Origin of the sequence: Streptomyces chromofuscus (genome assembly GCF_015160875.1) — a bacterium.
In the GTDB taxonomy this organism is placed as follows: Bacteria; Actinomycetota; Actinomycetes; order Streptomycetales; family Streptomycetaceae; genus Streptomyces; species Streptomyces chromofuscus.
Genome location: NZ_CP063374.1, coordinates 6,812,711 through 6,830,035 on the forward strand (window position 1 = coordinate 6,812,711; position 17,325 = coordinate 6,830,035).

At 72.9% G+C, this 17,325-nt stretch carries 13 protein-coding genes; 9 read left to right on the forward strand and 4 right to left on the reverse strand.

The window, feature by feature from the left end; all coding sequences use genetic code 11:
* The first annotated feature begins 47 nt into the window (after window positions 1-47).
* The 4 genes from IPT68_RS30625 to IPT68_RS30640 all read left to right on the forward strand — a co-directional run bounded on the left by IPT68_RS30625 (window position 48) and on the right by IPT68_RS30640 (window position 9,789).
* The gene (locus IPT68_RS30625) at window positions 48-473 is read left to right on the forward strand and encodes an OsmC family protein (protein ID WP_189698207.1); all 426 of its coding nucleotides are present in this window, start codon (window positions 48-50) and stop codon (window positions 471-473) included.
* Between the two features lie 205 nt (window positions 474-678).
* Window positions 679-2,544: a molecular chaperone DnaK gene (gene dnaK, locus IPT68_RS30630; RefSeq protein ID WP_189698206.1), complete on the forward strand. Its 1,866-nt coding sequence runs from the start codon at window positions 679-681 to the stop codon at window positions 2,542-2,544.
* A 191-nt stretch (window positions 2,545-2,735) separates the two neighbouring features.
* The gene (locus tag IPT68_RS30635; RefSeq protein WP_189698205.1) at window positions 2,736-7,013 is read left to right on the forward strand and encodes a HAMP domain-containing protein; all 4,278 of its coding nucleotides are present in this window, start codon (window positions 2,736-2,738) and stop codon (window positions 7,011-7,013) included.
* Window positions 7,014-7,425: 412 nt separating this feature from the next.
* Entirely contained in the window at window positions 7,426-9,789 is a 2,364-nt protein-coding gene (locus IPT68_RS30640; RefSeq protein ID WP_189698267.1) for a SpoIIE family protein phosphatase, read from the forward strand.
* Window positions 9,790-9,963: 174 nt separating this feature from the next.
* On the opposite strand, the gene IPT68_RS30645 is transcribed toward IPT68_RS30640, so the two are convergent.
* Window positions 9,964-10,764 carry an SAM-dependent methyltransferase gene (locus IPT68_RS30645; RefSeq protein ID WP_189698204.1) on the reverse strand — a complete coding sequence of 267 codons (801 nt, stop codon included), beginning with the start codon at window positions 10,762-10,764 and terminating at the stop codon, window positions 9,964-9,966.
* A 50-nt stretch (window positions 10,765-10,814) separates the two neighbouring features.
* A complete protein-coding gene (locus IPT68_RS30650) occupies window positions 10,815-11,681 on the reverse strand; it encodes a helix-turn-helix domain-containing protein (RefSeq protein ID WP_189698203.1) in 867 nt (288 codons plus the stop codon).
* A 234-nt stretch (window positions 11,682-11,915) separates the two neighbouring features.
* On the opposite strand from IPT68_RS30650, the gene IPT68_RS30655 reads away from it, so the two are divergent.
* Window positions 11,916-12,341 (forward strand): hypothetical protein, encoded by a 426-nt coding sequence (locus tag IPT68_RS30655; RefSeq protein ID WP_189698202.1) that lies wholly within the window; start codon window positions 11,916-11,918, stop codon window positions 12,339-12,341.
* Here the strand turns inward: IPT68_RS30655 and IPT68_RS30660 are convergent.
* Complete coding sequence (locus IPT68_RS30660; RefSeq protein WP_189698201.1) at window positions 12,323-13,153, reverse strand: helix-turn-helix domain-containing protein; 831 nt, start codon at window positions 13,151-13,153, stop codon at window positions 12,323-12,325. The genes IPT68_RS30655 and IPT68_RS30660 overlap by 19 nt on opposite strands.
* A 219-nt stretch (window positions 13,154-13,372) precedes the next feature.
* On the opposite strand from IPT68_RS30660, the gene IPT68_RS30665 reads away from it, so the two are divergent.
* Both IPT68_RS30665 and IPT68_RS30670 read left to right on the forward strand, forming a co-directional pair.
* Window positions 13,373-13,678, forward strand: coding sequence for a 4a-hydroxytetrahydrobiopterin dehydratase (locus tag IPT68_RS30665; protein ID WP_189698200.1), 306 nt, complete (start codon window positions 13,373-13,375; stop codon window positions 13,676-13,678).
* A gap of 7 nt (window positions 13,679-13,685) precedes the next feature.
* Complete coding sequence (locus IPT68_RS30670) at window positions 13,686-14,429, forward strand: class I SAM-dependent methyltransferase (RefSeq protein ID WP_189698199.1); 744 nt, start codon at window positions 13,686-13,688, stop codon at window positions 14,427-14,429.
* A gap of 80 nt (window positions 14,430-14,509) precedes the next feature.
* On the opposite strand, the gene IPT68_RS30675 is transcribed toward IPT68_RS30670, so the two are convergent.
* On the reverse strand, window positions 14,510-15,004 hold the full coding sequence (locus IPT68_RS30675) for a hypothetical protein (RefSeq protein ID WP_189698198.1): 495 nt from the start codon (window positions 15,002-15,004) through the stop codon (window positions 14,510-14,512).
* A gap of 39 nt (window positions 15,005-15,043) precedes the next feature.
* On the opposite strand from IPT68_RS30675, the gene IPT68_RS30680 reads away from it, so the two are divergent.
* Both IPT68_RS30680 and IPT68_RS30685 read left to right on the forward strand, forming a co-directional pair.
* Window positions 15,044-16,012, forward strand: coding sequence for a helix-turn-helix transcriptional regulator (locus tag IPT68_RS30680; protein ID WP_189698197.1), 969 nt, complete (start codon window positions 15,044-15,046; stop codon window positions 16,010-16,012).
* A gap of 393 nt (window positions 16,013-16,405) precedes the next feature.
* Complete coding sequence (locus tag IPT68_RS30685; protein ID WP_189698196.1) at window positions 16,406-17,308, forward strand: class I SAM-dependent methyltransferase; 903 nt, start codon at window positions 16,406-16,408, stop codon at window positions 17,306-17,308.
* The last annotated feature ends 17 nt before the right edge of the window (window positions 17,309-17,325 follow it).

Consider the following 17,325-nt stretch of genomic DNA (forward strand, 5'->3'; position numbering starts at 1 on the left):
GATCCCCTTGAACGGGGTCGCACCGAGAGCATGTGAAAGGAACAACCGTGGCAACCACGCGCTCCGCACACACCGTGTGGGAAGGCAACCTGCTCGAGGGCAGCGGCGTCGTCACCTTCGACTCCTCCGGCATCGGCGAGCAGCCGGTGTCGTGGCCGTCGCGCGCCGAGAAGGCGAACGGCAAGACCAGCCCCGAGGAGCTGATCGCCGCCGCCCACTCCAGCTGCTTCTCCATGGCGCTGTCGCACGGCCTGGCCGGCGCCGGCACCCCGCCCACCAAGCTCGTCACCACCGCCGACGTGACCTTCCAGCCCGGTGAGGGCATCACCGGCATCGCCCTCACCGTCGAGGGCACCGTCCCCGGCCTCGACGACGACGCGTTCGTCGCCGCCGCCGAGGACGCCAAGGCCAACTGCCCCGTCAGCCAGGCCCTGAAGGCCGTCCCGATCACCCTGTCGGCGAAGCTCGCCTGAGGGCGCGCGGAACCGGACACAGGCCGTCCCTCCGGGGGCGGCCTGACCGTTTTTCCGCCGTGGCCGCTCCCACGCCGGCGCCGAGCGCGGACTGACCCCGGCCCTCGTCGGGTATGTGCCTGAATGAACCAAGGGCCCCATTGACAAGAGCCCACTCGGGTTTTGTGCTGAACGTGAAGAGGCTCCCTGGCGGAAGGGGACAGCGATGGCACGCGCGGTCGGTATCGATCTCGGGACCACGAACTCGGTGGTGGCCGTCCTGGAGGGCGGTGAACCCACGGTCGTCGCCAACGCGGAGGGGGCCAGGACCACGCCGTCCGTCGTGGCCTTCGCCAAGAACGGCGAGGTGCTCGTCGGCGAGGTCGCCAAGCGGCAGGCCGTGACCAACGTCGAGCGCACCGCGCGCTCCGTCAAGCGGCACATGGGCGACGCGCACTGGCGGTTCCCCGAGCAGGGCTCCGTGGACGGCACCCGCTACCGGGCCCAGGAGCTGTCGGCGCGGGTGCTGCAGAAACTGAAGCGGGACGCCGAGGCGTACCTCGGGGAGGACGTCACGGACGCGGTGATCACCGTGCCCGCCTACTTCGACGACGCCCAGCGGCAGGCGACGAAGGAGGCCGGGGAGATCGCCGGCCTGAAGGTGCTGCGGATCATCAACGAGCCCACCGCCGCCGCCCTCGCCTACGGCCTGGACCGGGGCGAGGAGCAGACCGTCCTCGTCTTCGACCTCGGCGGCGGCACCTTCGACGTCTCGCTCCTGGACATCGGCGACGGCGTGATCGAGGTCAAGGCCACCAACGGCGACACCCACCTCGGCGGTGACGACTGGGACCAGCGGATCGTCGAGTACCTCGTCAAGCGCTTCAAGGGGCAGTACGGCATCGACCTCAGCAACGACAAGATGGCGCTCCAGCGGCTGCGCGAGGGCGCCGAGAAGGCCAAGATCGAGCTGTCCAGCTCGTCGGAGACGTCGATCAACCTGCCCTACATCACCGCATCCGCCGAAGGCCCCCTGCACCTGGAGGAGAAGCTCACCCGCGCCCAGTTCCAGGAGCTCACCGCCGACCTCCTCGACCGCTGCAAGACCCCCTTCCACCAGGCGGTCAAGGACGCCGGCGTCAAGCTCTCCGCGATCGACCACGTCATCCTCGTCGGCGGCTCCACCCGGATGCCCGCGGTCACCGACCTGGTCAAGGAACTCACCGGCAAGGATCCGCACAAGGGCGTCAACCCGGACGAGGTCGTGGCCGTCGGCGCGGCCCTGCAGGCCGGTGTCCTGCGCGGCGACGTCAAGGACGTGCTGCTCCTCGACGTCACCCCGCTGTCCCTGGGCATCGAGACCAAGGGCGGCATCATGACCAAGCTCATCGAGCGCAACACCACGATCCCGACCCGGCGTTCGGAGATCTTCACCACCGCGGCCGACAACCAGCCCTCGGTCGGCATCCAGGTCTACCAGGGCGAACGCGAGATCGCCGCGTACAACAAGAAGCTCGGCACGTTCGACCTCACCGGCCTGCCGCCCGCCCCCCGCGGCGTCCCGCAGATCGAGGTCGCCTTCGACATCGACGCCAACGGCATCATGCACGTCTCCGCGAAGGACCTGGCCACGGGCCGCGAGCAGAAGATGACGGTGACCGGCGGCTCGGCCCTCCCCAAGGACGACATCGACCGCATGATGCGCGAGGCCGAGCAGTACGCCGAGGAGGACCGCAGGCGCCGCGAGGCCGCCGAGACCCGCAACCAGGCCGAGCAGCTCGTCTACCAGACGGAGAAGTTCCTGCGCGACAACGAGGAGCGCGTCCCGGCCGACACCAAGGCGGAGGTCGAGTCGGCGATCACGGACCTGAAGCAGTCGCTGGAGCGCAACGCCGAGACCAGCGAGCTGCGCACCGGGGTGGAGAAGCTCGCCACCGTCAGCCAGAAGGTCGGCCAGGCCATGTACGCGCAGGCCCAGCAGACGCCGACCGAGGGCGCCGCCGGTGAGCGCACCGCGCCGCAGGACGAGGAGGGCGTGGTCGACGCGGAGATCGTCGACGACGACAAGGACACCAAGGGAGGGGCGGCCTAGGAGCGCACCGCGCGTGGGCTTCGGGAACGGGGGTAGCCGCACGTCCACGGTCTGTTTCCGGTCGGATGAGGCCGTCGTGTGCGGGTTGGTCGAAGACTTTGTGTGCACCGTTCGGGCTGTTAACCTGCGGCGTATTTGTCGTCGAGCAACGAACAGTCGGCAATGCCCCTGGGAGGGGAACAAGGGTGCGCATGACCAGCAGTACCAGCGAGGTCGCCGAGACGGTGCCGGGCGACCAGGAGCTCAGGCGGCTCCTGGCGGGCCTGACCGCGGTGCGGGACGGCGACTTCGGCACGCGGCTGCCCGAGGACGCCGACGGTCTCATGGGTGACATCGCCACGGTCTTCAACGGCATGGTGGACCAGCTGTCCGTGTTCACCTCCGAGGTCACCCGGGTCGCCCGTGAGGTGGGAACCGAGGGAACGCTGGGCGGCCAGGCGGAGGTGCCGGGGGTCTCCGGCACCTGGGCCGACCTGACCGACTCGGTGAACGCCATGGCGGGCAACCTCACCACCCAGGTCCGCGACATCGCCCAGGTGGCGACGGCGGTGGCCAAGGGCGACCTCTCCCAGAAGATCGACGTACCCGCGCGCGGCGAGATCCTGGAGCTGAAGGAGACCGTCAACACGATGGTCGACCAGCTCTCGGCATTCGCCGACGAGGTCACCCGCGTCGCCCGCGAGGTCGGCAGCGAGGGCCGGCTCGGCGGTCAGGCCAAGGTGCCCGGGGTCGCGGGCGTCTGGCGCGATCTGACCGACTCGGTCAACCTGATGGCGGGCAACCTGACCTCCCAGGTCCGCAACGTCGCCCAGGTGACGACGGCGGTGGCCAAGGGCGACCTGTCGCAGAAGATCACGGTGGACGCCCGGGGCGAGATCCTGGAGCTGAAGAACACCATCAACACGATGGTCGACCAGCTCTCGGCGTTCGCCGACGAGGTCACCCGCGTCGCCCGCGAGGTGGGCACCGAGGGACGCCTCGGCGGCCAGGCGGACGTCAAGGGCGTCAAGGGCACCTGGCGCGACCTGACCGACTCGGTGAACTTCATGGCGGGCAACCTGACCTCCCAGGTCCGCAACGTCGCCCAGGTCGCCACCGCCGTGGCCAAGGGCGACCTGTCGCAGAAGATCACGGTGGACGCCCGGGGCGAGATCCTGGAGCTGAAGAACACCATCAACACGATGGTCGACCAGCTGTCCGCGTTCGCCGACGAGGCCACCCGCGTCGCCCGCGAGGTCGGAACCGAGGGACGCCTCGGCGGCCAGGCGCACGTGCGCGGCGTGTCGGGAACCTGGAAGGACCTCACCGACAACGTCAACGTGATGGCGTCCAACCTGACCAGCCAGGTCCGTTCCATCGCCCAGGTGGCCACCGCGGTCGCCCGCGGCGACCTGTCGCAGAAGATCACCGTTGAGGCCAAGGGCGAGGTCGCGGCCCTGGCGGACGTCATCAACACGATGGTGGACACGCTGTCCGCGTTCGCCGACGAGGTCACCCGCGTGGCCCGCGAGGTCGGCACCGAGGGGCGCCTCGGCGGCCAGGCCCAGGTGCCGAACGTGGCGGGCACCTGGAAGGACCTCACCGACAACGTCAACTCGATGGCCAACAACCTCACCGGCCAGGTCCGCAACATCGCCCTGGTCACGACGGCGGTGGCCCGCGGCGACCTGTCGAAGAAGATCGACGTCGACGCCCGCGGGGAAATCCTGGAGCTGAAGACGACCATCAACACGATGGTCGACCAGCTCTCCGCGTTCGCCGACGAGGTCACTCGCGTGGCCCGCGAGGTCGGCACCGAGGGACGCCTCGGCGGCCAGGCCGAGGTGGAGGGCGTCTCCGGGACCTGGAAGCGGCTGACGGAGAACGTCAACGAGCTGGCCGGGAACCTGACCCGGCAGGTGCGCGCGATCGCCGAGGTGGCCAGCGCCGTCGCCGAGGGCGACCTGACCCGGTCGATCACCGTGGAGGCCTCCGGCGAGGTCGCGGAGCTCAAGGACAACATCAACTCCATGGTGGAGTCCCTGCGCGAGACCACGCGGGCCAACCAGCAGCAGGACTGGCTCAAGACCAACCTGGCGCGGATCGCCGGTCTGATGCAGGGCCACCGCGACCTGCCCGTCGTGGCCGAGCTGATCATGGACGAGCTGGTGCCGCTGGTGTCCGCCCAGTACGGCGCGTTCTACCTCGCGGAGGACGGCGAGAGGGGCCCCGAGCTGCGGCTCGTCGGCTCCTACGGCCGCCCCGAGGACGACACGCGGCCCGCCCGGATCCCCTTCGGCCGCTCCCTGGTCGGCCAGGCCGCCCGCAGCCGCCGCACGATCTCGGTCGACGAGCTGCCGCCGGACTACGTCACCATCTCCTCGGGCCTCGGCCGGACCGTGCCCACCGCCCTGCTCCTGCTGCCGATCCTCTTCGAGGACCAGGTCCTCGGTGTCATCGAGCTGGCGTCCGTCACGCCCTTCACCCCGATCCACCGGGACCTGCTGGAACAGCTCCGGGAGACGATCGGCGTCAACGTCAACACCATCGTGGCCAACGCCCGCACCGACGAGCTGCTCGGCGAGTCGCAGCGACTGACGGCCGAACTGCAGGTCCGCTCGGCCGAGTTGCAGGCGCAGCAGGAGGAGCTGCAGCGCTCCAACGCCGAACTGGAGGAGAAGGCCTCGCTGCTCGCGGCGCAGAACCGCGACATCGAGGGCAAGAACCTCCAGATCGAGCAGGCCCGGCAGGAACTGGAGGCGCGCGCGCAGCAGCTGGCGCTGGCCTCGAAGTACAAGTCGGAGTTCCTGGCGAACATGAGCCACGAGCTGCGCACCCCGCTCAACAGCCTGCTCATCCTCGCCCAGCTGCTCGCCCAGAACCCCTCGCGCAACCTGACGCAGAAGCAGGTGGAGTACGCGGGCATCATCCACTCCGCGGGCTCCGACCTGCTCCAGCTGATCAACGACATCCTCGATCTGTCGAAGGTCGAGGCCGGGAAGATGGACGTCGCCCCGGAGCGGGTGTCGCTGCGCCAGCTCATCGAGTACGTCGAGGCCACCTTCCGGCCGATGACGACGCAGAAGGGCCTGGACTTCACGGTGACGACCGCCGCCGGCGCGCCCGGTGACCTGCTCACCGACGACTCCCGGCTGCGTCAGGTGCTGCGCAACCTGCTGTCGAACGCGGTGAAGTTCACCGAGCAGGGCGGCGTCGAGCTGATCATCCAGCCGGCCGCGGAGGAGGAGGTGCCCGACAAGGTGGTCAAGGGCGGTGCCGTCGTCGCCTTCCGCGTGAAGGACACCGGCATCGGCATCCAGGAGCAGCAGCTGGAGTCCATCTTCGGCGCCTTCCAGCAGGCCGACGGCACCACCAGCCGCAAGTACGGCGGCACGGGCCTCGGTCTGTCCATCACCCGCGAGATCGCCCATCTGCTCGGCGGCGCGGTCACCGTGGACAGCACGCCCGGCCGGGGCAGCACCTTCACGTTGTTCCTCCCGGTGGCCCGGCCCGACTTCGAGCAACTGGCGGGCCGGTCCCCGGAGAAGCCCGCGGAACTGCCCGCCCCGCAGAGCGCCGTCGACGTCCTCGAGGCCCCGCGGCCCGGCCCGGACGGGCGGCGCCGGCGCCGCCGCCGGGTGCTCGTCGTGGAGGAGCGGCCCCGGGGTCTGCTGACCCTCGTCGCGGAGAGCGTCGTCGCCGACGTGGCACGCCTCAGCCCGGAGGACGCCGTCCCGCGGCCCGACGTCGACCTGATCACCGCCGTCAGCGCGCAGGAGGCGGCCGGTGCGCTGGCCGCCGAACCGTGCCACTGCGTCGTCCTCGACCTGGACATGCCCGACGGTGCGGCCACCCGCTTCCTGGAGGCGCTGCACGGGGACTCGGCCCTCGCGGACGTGCCCGTCCTGGTGCACAGCAGTCACCGGCCGGACGTGGCGCGGGCGGAGGCGCTGCGCTCCCGCACGGACGACGGGGCACTCGAGTTCCTGTCCAGCCTCGACGAGCTGCGCGAGCGCATCGCGCTGCACCTGTCCGCCGAGGAGCCCGGCGACGTCCTGACCCTGGTCAGGGCGGAGGAGTCGCAGAACCTCACGTCGCACGTCGTGGACGACTCCTTCGCCGGCCGCACCGTGCTGGTCGTCGACGACGACGCGCGCAACCTGTTCGCCCTCAGCGGCATCCTGGAGCTGCACGGCTTCCGGGTGCTGCACGCGGAGGACGGCCGCAAGGGCATCGAGACGCTCGTCGACAACCCGGACGTCGCCCTCGTGCTGATGGACGTCATGATGCCGGAGATGGACGGCTACACCGCCACGGCCGAGATCCGCAGCATGCCCCGGTACGCCGACCTGCCCATCATCGCCGTGACCGCCAAGGCGATGCCCGGTGACCGGGAGAAGTCCCTGGCGTCGGGGGCGAGCGACTATGTCACCAAGCCCGTCGACACCCACGATCTGATCGCGTGCGTCCGCCGCTGGCTGGCCCCGTGACCGCGCCGCAGCCCGCCCCGGCATCCCGCCGGGGCGGGCCCGGCCCGACCGTCCACGCCCCAGGGGCGTCCCGCCGAGGAGCACCCGCATCGTGAGCACGTCCGACCACCACGCCGACCGGCCCGCCGAGCCGCCGGACGGCCCCGAGCGGATCACCGACGTACCGGGGCCGACGACGCACCCCGCGGGCACGCCCGGCCCGACCGGCGCCTCCGACTCGACCGGCGCGCTCGACTTCGACGCTGCCGTTCCCGGTCTCACCGGCGCCCTCGACCTCGACCGTGCCGCTGCCGACCTCACCGGCGCGCTCGACCTCGACGCTGCCGACCTCACCGCCGCGCTCGACCTCACCGGCGGACGCGACCCCGCCACCGCTCCGGACGGAGGCGGCGCGGCCCCGGCCGGGCGGGCGGTGTCGTCGGGCGATCTCGCGGGCGTCTCCGCGACGTCCCCCGTCGGCAGGCTCGCCGCCACCGTCGAGCGGTTGCGCCGGGAGGTGCGGGCGGCGCAGGCCGAGGCGGAGGGCCGGGCCCTGATCGAACTCGCCAAGGGCATCCTGGTCGAGCGGCTCGGCTGCGGCCCGGCGCAGGCCGCCCGGCAACTCGCGGAGCTGACCGAGCAGGCCCGGGTCAGCCCGCTGGAATTCGCCGTCGAGGTCATCAACCAGGCCGCCCGTGACCGGATGTCGGAGGTCACGGACGCCTTCCTCGCGGCCGCCGCCGACGGCGCCCGCTCGGCGGAGCGTGACCGCGCCGCCGTACGCCTGCGCGCCGCCGAGAGCGGGGCGCTCGCCGCGTCCGACGCGCAGGCCGTCGCCGACTCGCTGCTGGAGCACGCGCTGCGCCCGCTGGGCGCGGTGGCCGTGGCCGTGTGGGCCGCGGGCGCGGACGGCTCGCTGACCCTGGCGGGCAGCGCCGGGTTCGCCCCGACGGAGGCCTCCCGCTGGCGCTACGTGCCGCCGGACGTGGCCACGGTGGCGCGCCGCGGACTCACCGAGCGCAGCGGCCAGTGGTTCACGTCGCTGGCCGAGACCGGGCTGCCCACCGTCGGCCGGCATCACCACCCCGACGGCGGCCGGGTCGCCGTACCGGCGGGCACCGGAGGGCGTATCCACGGGGTCCTGGAGATCGCCTGGCCGGGGCCGCTGGAGCCGCAGCCGCCCCAGGTCGTCCGGCAGGTGGAGGCGCTGGCGGAGCTGTGCGCGCACACCCTGGAGACGTACACGCCGCGCCCCGACGCGGTGCAGGAGCCGCGGATCGTGCCGGACGCCGCGGAACTCACCGACCTCGCCGACGGGTTGCACGACCCCGCGCTGGTCCTCGTGCCGCACGTCGACGACTCCGGGCAGCTGGTGGACTTCCGCATCCAGCACGTCAACACCCGCTTCCTCGACCCCGCGGGCCGGCCCCGCGCGGTGGTGAGCGGGGCGCTGCTGCTGGAGGCGTACCCGATGACGGCCGGGGACAGCGAACTGTTCCAGCGCATCGAGCGGGTGTACGCCACCGGCGAGCCGTTCCGGGCGCGCCGGATGCATCTGACCGCGCTGGTCGACCAGGTGCCGCTGTCGGCGGTGGCGGACATCAGCATCAGCCGGCACGGCGGCAGTGTGCTGCTGATCTGGCGCATCGAGGACGAGACGGCACGGCTGGCGAGCCTGCTCCAGCACGCCCAGCGCCTCGGCCGCATCGGCGGTTTCGAGGAGAACCTGCTGACCGGCGGGATCACCTGGAACAGCCAGATGTTCGACCTGTACGGCCGCTCCACCACGAGCCCGCCGGTGTCGCTGGAGGACCTCCCCGCCCACGCGCACCCGGACGACGCGGTGGCCATCGGCCGGTTCCTGCGCACGCTGCTGCACCACCGCCGGCCCGCGTCCGCCGCCTTCCGGCTCCAGCGGCCCGACGGGGTCAACCGGCACATCCGGGTCGTCGCCGAGCCCGTCCTCGACACCGACGGCCGGCTGTTCGTCGTCCGCGGCGCCTGCCAGGACATCTCCGCCCAGCACTGGACGGAGGTGGCGCTGGCGGCCACCCGCGACCAGCTCGCCCACACCGAGCAGCAGGCCGCCGAACGCAACCGGCTGACGCTGCAGTTGCAGCACGCCATCATGCCCCCGGCGCAGGCCCCGCTCCAGATGCCCGGCCTGGAGGTCGCGGTGCGCTACCGGCCGGCGGAGACGGAGCAACTGGTCGGCGGCGACTGGTACGACGCCGTGGTCCTGCCGTCGGGGCGGGTCCTGCTGTGCGTGGGCGACGTCGCCGGCCACGGCATAGAGGCCGCCACGAGCATGGTCGTGCTGCGCAACGCGCTGCGGGGCCTCGCCGTCACCGGCGCCGGACCGGGCCAGCTCCTGTCGTGGCTCAACATCGTGGCGCACCACCTCACGGGAGCCGTCACGGCGACGGCGGTGTGCGCCCTGTACGACCCCGACCGGCGCGTGCTGCGCTGGGCGCGGGCGGGCCATCTGCCGCCCGTGCTGGTGCGGGACACGAAGGCCGCGCCGCTGCCCCTGGTCAAGGGCATCCTGCTGGGCGCGGTGCCGGAGGCGGGGTACGAGGAGGCCGAGGTGCAGCTCGCGCCCGAGGACACGCTGCTGATGTACACCGACGGCCTCGTCGAACGCCGTGACCGCTCCGTGGAGGAGTCGCTGACCCACCTGCTGACCACGGCGAGCACGGCGCCGAAGACGCTGGACCAGCAACTGGACCGGCTGCTGACCTACAGCAAGTCGGACACGGACGACGACACCTGCCTCGTCGGCGTCCGCGTCGACTAGTGCCGCGGCAGGCAACGTTTGCCCGGCAAGGAGCGGCGTCCGGTGCGGCGAGAGGGCGTGCCGGGCGTCGGGACGGGGTGAACGTTGCCTGTCGCGGCACTAGCGTCCGCGTCGACCAGGAGACGTCCCCGGGGCCCTCGGGCCGTGCGTACGCCCGCGTGGTCCCGGGGCCCCTCAGGCCTTGCGGGCCACGCCCGCGTACACCGGCACGACGCCCTCCGCCTGGGCGGCCACGTCCTGCGGTTCCGGCCGCCAGCCGTGGACGGGGATCACGCCGGGGCCGAGCAGTTCCAGACCGTCGAAGAAGCGGGAGAACTCGGCGAGGGTGCGGGGGAAGAACGGCGTGCCGGTGCGCCGGAAGTGCTCGGCGGCCTTCTCCACGGCCTCGGGGGTGAGGTCCGGGGTGACCTGGGACAGGATCAGGTGGCTGCCCGGGGCGAGCGCGTCGACGTACGTCTTGACCAGGCCGTACGCCTCGTCGTCGAGGTAGTGGGTGAGGGCGACCAGCGACAGCGCGACCGGCCGGCCGAAGTCCAGTGTCTCGCCCGCCCGCCGCAGCAGGGTGTCGAGGTCGCGCACGTCGGCGTGGACGTAGGTGGTGGCGCCCTGCGGGGAGCTGTGCAGCAGCGCCTGCGCGTGCCGGAGGACGATCGGGTCGTTGTCCGCGTACACGACCCGGGCCTCCGGCGCGACGTCCTGGGCCACCTGGTGCAGGTTGGGCTCGGTGGGGATACCGGTGCCGATGTCCAGGAACTGGCGGATCCCGGCCTCGGCGACCGTGCGCACGGCCCGGTGCATGAACCGGCGGTTGGCGCGTGCCCCGCGCAGCACCGTGCCGTCCACGGCGAGGATCCGGCGGGCCAGCTCCTCGTCCACCGGGTAGTTGTCCTTGCCGCCCAGCCACCAGTCGTAGACCCGGGCCGGGTGCGGCCGGCTGGTGTCGATCCTGGGGGAGTGGGCCTCGGATCCGGTCATGCGGTGCGGTCTCCTCGTCGTGGGTCGGGCGTGGCTGGGCAGCGGCGGGGTCACAGGTCCCCGCGGCACTCCTGAAGGATCTTCCTGGTGCGCAGCGCCGACGCGGCGTGCGCCGTCATGTGGTCCAGCACCTCCAGATGCGCGGAGACCTCGCGGCGCGAGTCCAGGTACAGCGCACCGGTCAGGTACTCGGTGAACACCATGTCCGGCAGCTCCGGCTCCGCGAAGCGGAACAGGGAGAAGGGGGCGTAGGCGCCCGGGTGCGGGCCCGTGGCGAACTCGGCGACCTGCAGGGTGACCCGGTCGCTCTCGGCGGCCTCCATCAGCCGGTCCAGCTGGGCGCCCATCACCTCGGGGCGGGTGCCCACCGGGCGGCGCAGGACCGTCTCGTCCATGATCACCCACAGGTGCGGCGGGTCGGGGCGGCGTAGCAGTTCCTGCCGGGCCATGCGCAGCGACACGTGCCGCTCGATGGCCTCCGCGCCGCCGGACCGCCCGATCGTCCCCGCCTTCAGCACGGCTCGGGCGTAGTCCTCGGTCTGGAGCAGTCCGGGCACGAAGTGCGGTTCGTAGGAGCGGATCAGACGGGCGGCGCCCTCCAGGCTGACGAACAGGCTGAACCAGTCCGGCAGCACGTCGCTGAACCGCTGCCACCAGCCCGGCTGGTTCGCCTCCTCGGCCAGCGCGACGAACGCCGTCACCTCGTCCTCGGGCACGCCGTAGGCGGGCAGCAGGATCTGGAGGTACGGGATTCTCAGCGTGACCTCGGCCGTCTCCATCCGCCGCACGGTCGCCGGGGCCACGCGCAGGACGCGTGCCGCCTCCTCGCGTTTGAGGTTCGCCGCCTCGCGCAGCTCCTGCAACCGTTTCCCGAGCACCACCTGGCCCACGGTGGGCGCGGCCCGCCGTTCACTCACGCCACGCCTCCCCTACGCGCCGAAAGCACGGGTGCAGTGTGTCATGTTCCGGTTGCGGTCACACGGGTGCGGCGGTGCGGTCTGCGCCACCCGGCCATGCCCGTGGCATGACCTCCGAGGTAATCGACCATGTCGCCCGTGCGGTCCATCGTGGTCGTACCGGGTGCCGGACCGGCGCACTCCGGCCCGGCACCCGGGCCCGGCCAACTCGAACTCGACGGAGGGTGATCCGCCATGTCCGCATCCCAGCTCGCCGCTCTCGCCCGCACCACCGAGCCGCAGACCGCGCTCCGCCGCTTCCTGGCCCTGGACGCCGTGGTGACCGGGGTGAACGGCGTCGCCTACCTCGTCGCCTCCGGGCCGCTCGGGCGGCTCCTCGGCGTGGACTCCGGACTGCTGCTCGTGCTCGGCGCGGTGCTGATGGCGTACGCGGCGGGCGTCGCGCTGCTCGCCGCCCGGCCCCGTCCGGCGGCGCTGCCCGTGCGGGCGGTGATCGAGACCAACCTCGCCTGGGCGGCGCTCAGTTTCCTCGCCCTCGTCCTGTGGCTCACGCCGAGCACCGCGGGCGCTGTGTGGGGGGTGCTCCAGGCCCTCACCGTGGCCGGGTTCGCCGCGTTGCAGTACATCGCGCTGAGGGAACGTCAGGGCAGCAGTTCCTGAAGGTACTTGACCGTTGCCGGGTCCGCCGGGAGCAGTGTCTCGATGGCGAGCTCGGCGACGGTCACGTCCATCGGGGTGTTGAACGTGGAGATCGACGAGACGAACGACAGGATCCGGCCGCCGTGCTCGATCCGCAGCGGCAGCGCGAAGTAGGCGACGGGCTCCGCCGGTTCGCCCTCGGGCACCGACTCGGGGACGGGGTACGCGGTCACCTCCTCGTACAACTCCCGCAGGGCCGCCGACCGGCGCAGCGCGATCTGCCGCTCCATCTGGGCGAGCAGATGACCGCGCCACTCCCGGAAGTTGCGGATGCGCGGCGCCAGGCCCTGGGGGTGCAGCGTCAGGCGCATCGCGTTCGGCGGGTCCGTGAGCAAGGACTCCGGCAGGCCCTCCAGCAGCACGGCGATGCCCCGGTTGGCGGCCAGCACGTCGTACCGCGCGTCCACCACCAGCGCCGGGTACGGCTCATAGCCCTGGATCAGCCGTTCCATGCCCGCGCGCACCGCATCCAGCGCCGGGTCGTCCAGGGGCGTCTCCGGATAGCGCGGGGCGTAACCGGCCGCCAGCAGCAGGGCGTTGCGCTCCCGCATCGGGACGTCCAGGTGCTCGGCGAGCCTCAGCACCATCTCCTCGCTGGGGCGGGAGCGGCCCGTCTCGACGAAGCTGATGTGCCGCGCCGAGGAGCCCGCGCGCAGCGCCAGGTCCAGCTGACTGACCCGCCGCTGCTCCCGCCAGGCCCGCAGCAGCGGGCCGACGCCCCGGTCGGCGGGGGTGACGGGGGACGTGCCGGGCGCGGACGGGAGAGTGGTCATGCGTACGACCGTAGTCCAGGAGGCACGGAGGAACGAGGCGTGGCAGCCGCCCCGGGAGGCGCGGGCGGTGCAGCGGGCGGGCGTGCGCGGCCGTCTGCAGCGGCGGCTTGGACGGCCCGATGTGCTCGGCTGTCCGCCAAAAGCCTCCTGACCAGGCCCGCGACCCTCCCTCTGTGGCACGCTGAACGGGTACGCGACATCCCCGAAGGGAGCGAGCCCATGCCCGTCGCACCGCTGTCGCAGAAGGAGATCGAGGAACGGCTGGCGGAGCTGCCCGGCTGGTCGTTCGACGGCGACCGGCTCTCCCGTTCCTACCGGCTCGGCTCGCACCTCGCCGCGACGGCGCTGGTCGTCCACATCGCCCAGGTGCAGGAGGAGCTCGACCACCACTCCGACCTCACCCTCGGCTACAACACCGTCTCCCTGACGGTCACCACGCACAGCGCCGGCGGCAAGGTGACGGAGAAGGACTTCGCGCTGGCCGAGCGGGTGGAGGCCCTCGCCCCGGCGCACGGCGTCGGCTGAGCCCGCGGTGCTGGACTACACCGACGAGGCCGAGCGGTACGACGCCTCGCGCGGCGGCGAGCCCCGGGCGGCCGCCGCCGCGGAGGGCGTGCTCAGTCTTCTGCCGCGTCAGACGCGCAGGCTGCTCGACGTCGCCTGCGGTACCGGCATCGTGACCCGGCGGCTCGCGTCGGCCCGCGCCGGGATGCGGGTGACGGGCGTCGACCTGACGTACGCCATGGCCCGGCAGGCCGCCGCCCGGCTGCCCGGCGCCGTCGTCCTCGCCGACTGCCGCCGACTGCCCTTCCGAGACGGGGAGTTCGACGCCGTCACCAGCGTGTGGCTGCTGCACCTGCTGCAACGGCCGGAGCACGTCAGGGCCGCGGTCGCGGAGTGCGCGCGCGTGCTGCGCCCCGGCGGCGTCTACGTCACGACGGTCGACAAGGCCGCCGCCCACAACGTCGGCAGTGACATCGACGCCGTCCTCGCATCCCGTCCCCGCAGCCCCGTCCCCGACACGTCGTCGGCCGTCGGGTCGTACGCGGCGGAACACGGTCTGCTGCCCGCCGGACTGACCCGTTTCCCGGGCCGCGGCCAGGGCCGCAGTCCCCGCCGCACCGTCGCCGACCTGCGCCGCGGCTGGTTCGTGACGCTGCCGCCCGGCCACCCACTCGCCGACGGTTTCGCCGCCCGCCTCGCCGCGCTGCCGGACCAGGACCGCCCCCGCCCGGACCCGTGGTTCACCCTCCGCGCGTTCCGCAAGACCCCCTGACACGGCGGCCGGAAGACCGTGCGCCACGCCGCCCCGGAAGACCGTCCGCCACGGCGCGCCCGGGAAGGCGCCGTCCCGGCTCAGCGATCGCCCGTCGTCCCCTCCGCCATGCTGTCGGCCACGTACGCCTCCAGATCCGGCACGCGGGGCGCCAGCACGTGCCGTACCCAGGCGTCCCGTTCGTGCAGGACCGGCGGCAGTTCCCACACGCAGCCGATCCAGGGGCGCTCGGTGGGGACGAAGTGCGCCGGGTCGGTGTCCGGGCAGCCCAGGACCGGCTGGCCCGCCGCGGCGCCCCGGAAGTGCAGCACGTTGTCCCACACCCAGCTGTAGGCGTTGAGGTACGCGCCGCTGTCGCCGCCCCGGTGCAGCACGACGAACGTCGCCGGCGGGGTGCCGTCCGGCTCCGGCAGCAGCTCGGGAAGGACGGCGTACGCGGCCTTCTCGACCTCGGGCGCGATGCCCGCCGGGTCCGCGGTGACGTGGTAGCGCTTGACGCGCCGGCCCGCGACCTCGACGGGCGGGGGCACGGTGAGCAGTTTCTCGGTGAAGGACGGTTGCTCCTCGAAGGTCATACCGAGACGCTAGGACCGCTCCACTGACATCCTGTGTCAGTGAAGTCGAGCCGGCTCGTGTCCGTCCTGCTGCTGCTCCAGACCCGCGGCCGGATGACGGCCGCCCAGCTCGCCGAGGAGCTGGAGGTCTCGGTCCGCACGGTCTACCGGGACGTCGAGGCGCTCGCCGCGGCCGGCGTTCCGCTCTACGGCGACGCGGGGCACGCGGGCGGCTACCGTCTCCTCGCGGGGTACCGCACCCGTCTCACGGGCCTGACGGCCGACGAGGCCCGGGCGCTCCTCCTCGCCGTGCCGCCCGGCCCCGCCGCCCAGCTGGGCCTCGGCCCGGTCCTGGCCGCCGCCCGGCTGAAGGTCCGCGCCGCCCTGCCGGCCGAACTGCGCGCGCACGCCGACCGGATCGGCGGCCGCTTCCACCTGGACGCCCCCGGGTGGTACGCGGACGCCGACGAGACGCCGTACCTCTCCGCCGTCGCGGACGCCGTCTGGTCCGGGCGCGTCCTGCACGTGACGTACCGCCGCTGGCGCGAGCCCACCGACGTCGAGCGCCGTCTGGAGCCGTACGGGATGGTGCTGAAAGCGGGCCGGTGGTACGTCGTCGCGGGCCCGGGACCGCGTACCTACCGCGTCGACCGGATCCTGGAACTCAGCGCGACAGACGAGGAGTTCACGCACCCGGACGACTTCGACCTGACCGCGTACTGGACGGCGTACCAGCGGGACTTCCACCGTCGGCTGTACCGCGCCGAGGCGGTCGTACGGCTCGCGCCCGGCACACGGCTGAGCGGGCCGGCGGACGCGGCCGTGCGGGCGGGCGGACAGCTCCAGGACGACGGCTGGACACTCGCCACCGTTCCCGTCGAGTCCGTCGACCACGCGCACGCCGAGTTCCTGCGGCTCGGCACCGGCGTCGAGGTCTTGGCGCCCGCCGCACTGCGCGACAGGATCGCCCGGACGGTCGCGGAACTGGCCCGCACCTACGGCAACGCACCGGCTCCCGGCGGCGACTGACACACGGAACCCGCCCGCCCTTCCCCGGAGGCACGTGACGTGACGCGCCCGCGCGAGCACCGCGACGGTCTGACGCGGCGATCCTACGGAGGGCGCGCACCGTCCCCGGCACGCGCCCTCGCTCGGTCGACTCACCGCGCAGGTCCGCTCCCCGACGTCGAGGAAAGCCGGTTTCGCGTTCGTTCCGGACCAGCCCCCGTGGCCCACCGACGCGCTCCCCGGCGCCGCGCTCTCCACCACCCGGGCAGCCCCGTCGGCCTGTCCGGTCGGCCTGTTCCGGCGGGGCCCGTTCACCGGCGGAGGGCAAGTGAGGTTGCTGTTCTGGCAACCTCACTTGCCCCCCGCCGGTCCGCCGTCGCAGGCTGGCCGCACCCGGAGGAGAGGCTGACCCCCATGGCGCACGACCACCACCACCCCACCCACCAGCACGAGCACCGGCACGGTCACGACCACGCCGACATCGACTGGACCGAGATGGCCCCGCTGCTGGAAGCGGGCGCCGAACTGTTCTCACCCCTGTACGAGCGGGCGCTGGCCTGGCTGGCGCAGCAGCAGACCGCCCCCGGTCTGGTCGTCGACGCGGGCAGCGGCCCCGGCGTCGTCGCCTGTCTGCTCGCCGAGACCTTCCCGGGCGCCCGGATCGTCGCCGTCGACGGCTCGGAGCCGCTCCTCGCGCGGGCCCGCGACCGCGCCGCCCGCCTCGGCCTCGCCGACCGGTTCAGCACCCTGGCCGGTGACCTGCCCAAGGTCCTCGACGACCTCGACTACCCCGCCGACCTGCTGTGGGCCAGCCGCAGCCTGCACCACCTCGGCGACCAGGGGGCCGCTCTGGCCGCCTTCGCCGAACGGCTGGCGCCGGGCGGCACGCTGGCGCTCGTGGAGGGCGGCCTGCCCACGCGGTTCCTGCCGCGTGACATCGGCATCGGCCGCCCGGGGCTCCAGGCCCGGCTGAACGCGCTCGAGGAGGAGTGGTTCACCGAGATGCGCGCCGCGCTGCCCGGCACGGTCGACGAGACGGAGGACTGGCCTGCGCTGCTGACCGCCGCGGGCCTGGCCCACCCCCGCACCCGCAGCTTCCTGCTCGACCTGCCCGCGCCGGCCCCCGACCGGGCCCGCGCCTACGTGGCCGCGACCCTCACCCGCTTCCGCGAGGCCCTCGCCGACCGCCTCGACACCACCGACCTCGCCACCCTCGACCGCCTCCTCGACCCCGAGGACAAGGCGAGCGTCCACCACCGCCCGGACCTGTTCCTGTTGGCGGCCCAGACCGTGCACACGGCGAGCAGGGCCATGTGAGTGCGGGCCTTGACCTG

Coding starts and splice junctions, on each gene's coding strand:
- dnaK (WP_189698206.1), top strand. CDS start 679: ATGGCACGCGCGGTCGGTATCGATCTCGGGACCACGAACTCGGTGGTG.
- IPT68_RS30635 (WP_189698205.1), top strand. CDS start 2,736: ATGACCAGCAGTACCAGCGAGGTCGCCGAGACGGTGCCGGGCGACCAG.
- IPT68_RS30645 (WP_189698204.1), bottom strand. CDS start 10,764: ATGACCGGATCCGAGGCCCACTCCCCCAGGATCGACACCAGCCGGCCG.
- IPT68_RS30655 (WP_189698202.1), top strand. CDS start 11,916: ATGTCCGCATCCCAGCTCGCCGCTCTCGCCCGCACCACCGAGCCGCAG.
- IPT68_RS30660 (WP_189698201.1), bottom strand. CDS start 13,153: ATGACCACTCTCCCGTCCGCGCCCGGCACGTCCCCCGTCACCCCCGCC.
- IPT68_RS30665 (WP_189698200.1), top strand. CDS start 13,373: ATGCCCGTCGCACCGCTGTCGCAGAAGGAGATCGAGGAACGGCTGGCG.
- IPT68_RS30675 (WP_189698198.1), bottom strand. CDS start 15,004: ATGACCTTCGAGGAGCAACCGTCCTTCACCGAGAAACTGCTCACCGTG.
- IPT68_RS30685 (WP_189698196.1), top strand. CDS start 16,406: ATGGCGCACGACCACCACCACCCCACCCACCAGCACGAGCACCGGCAC.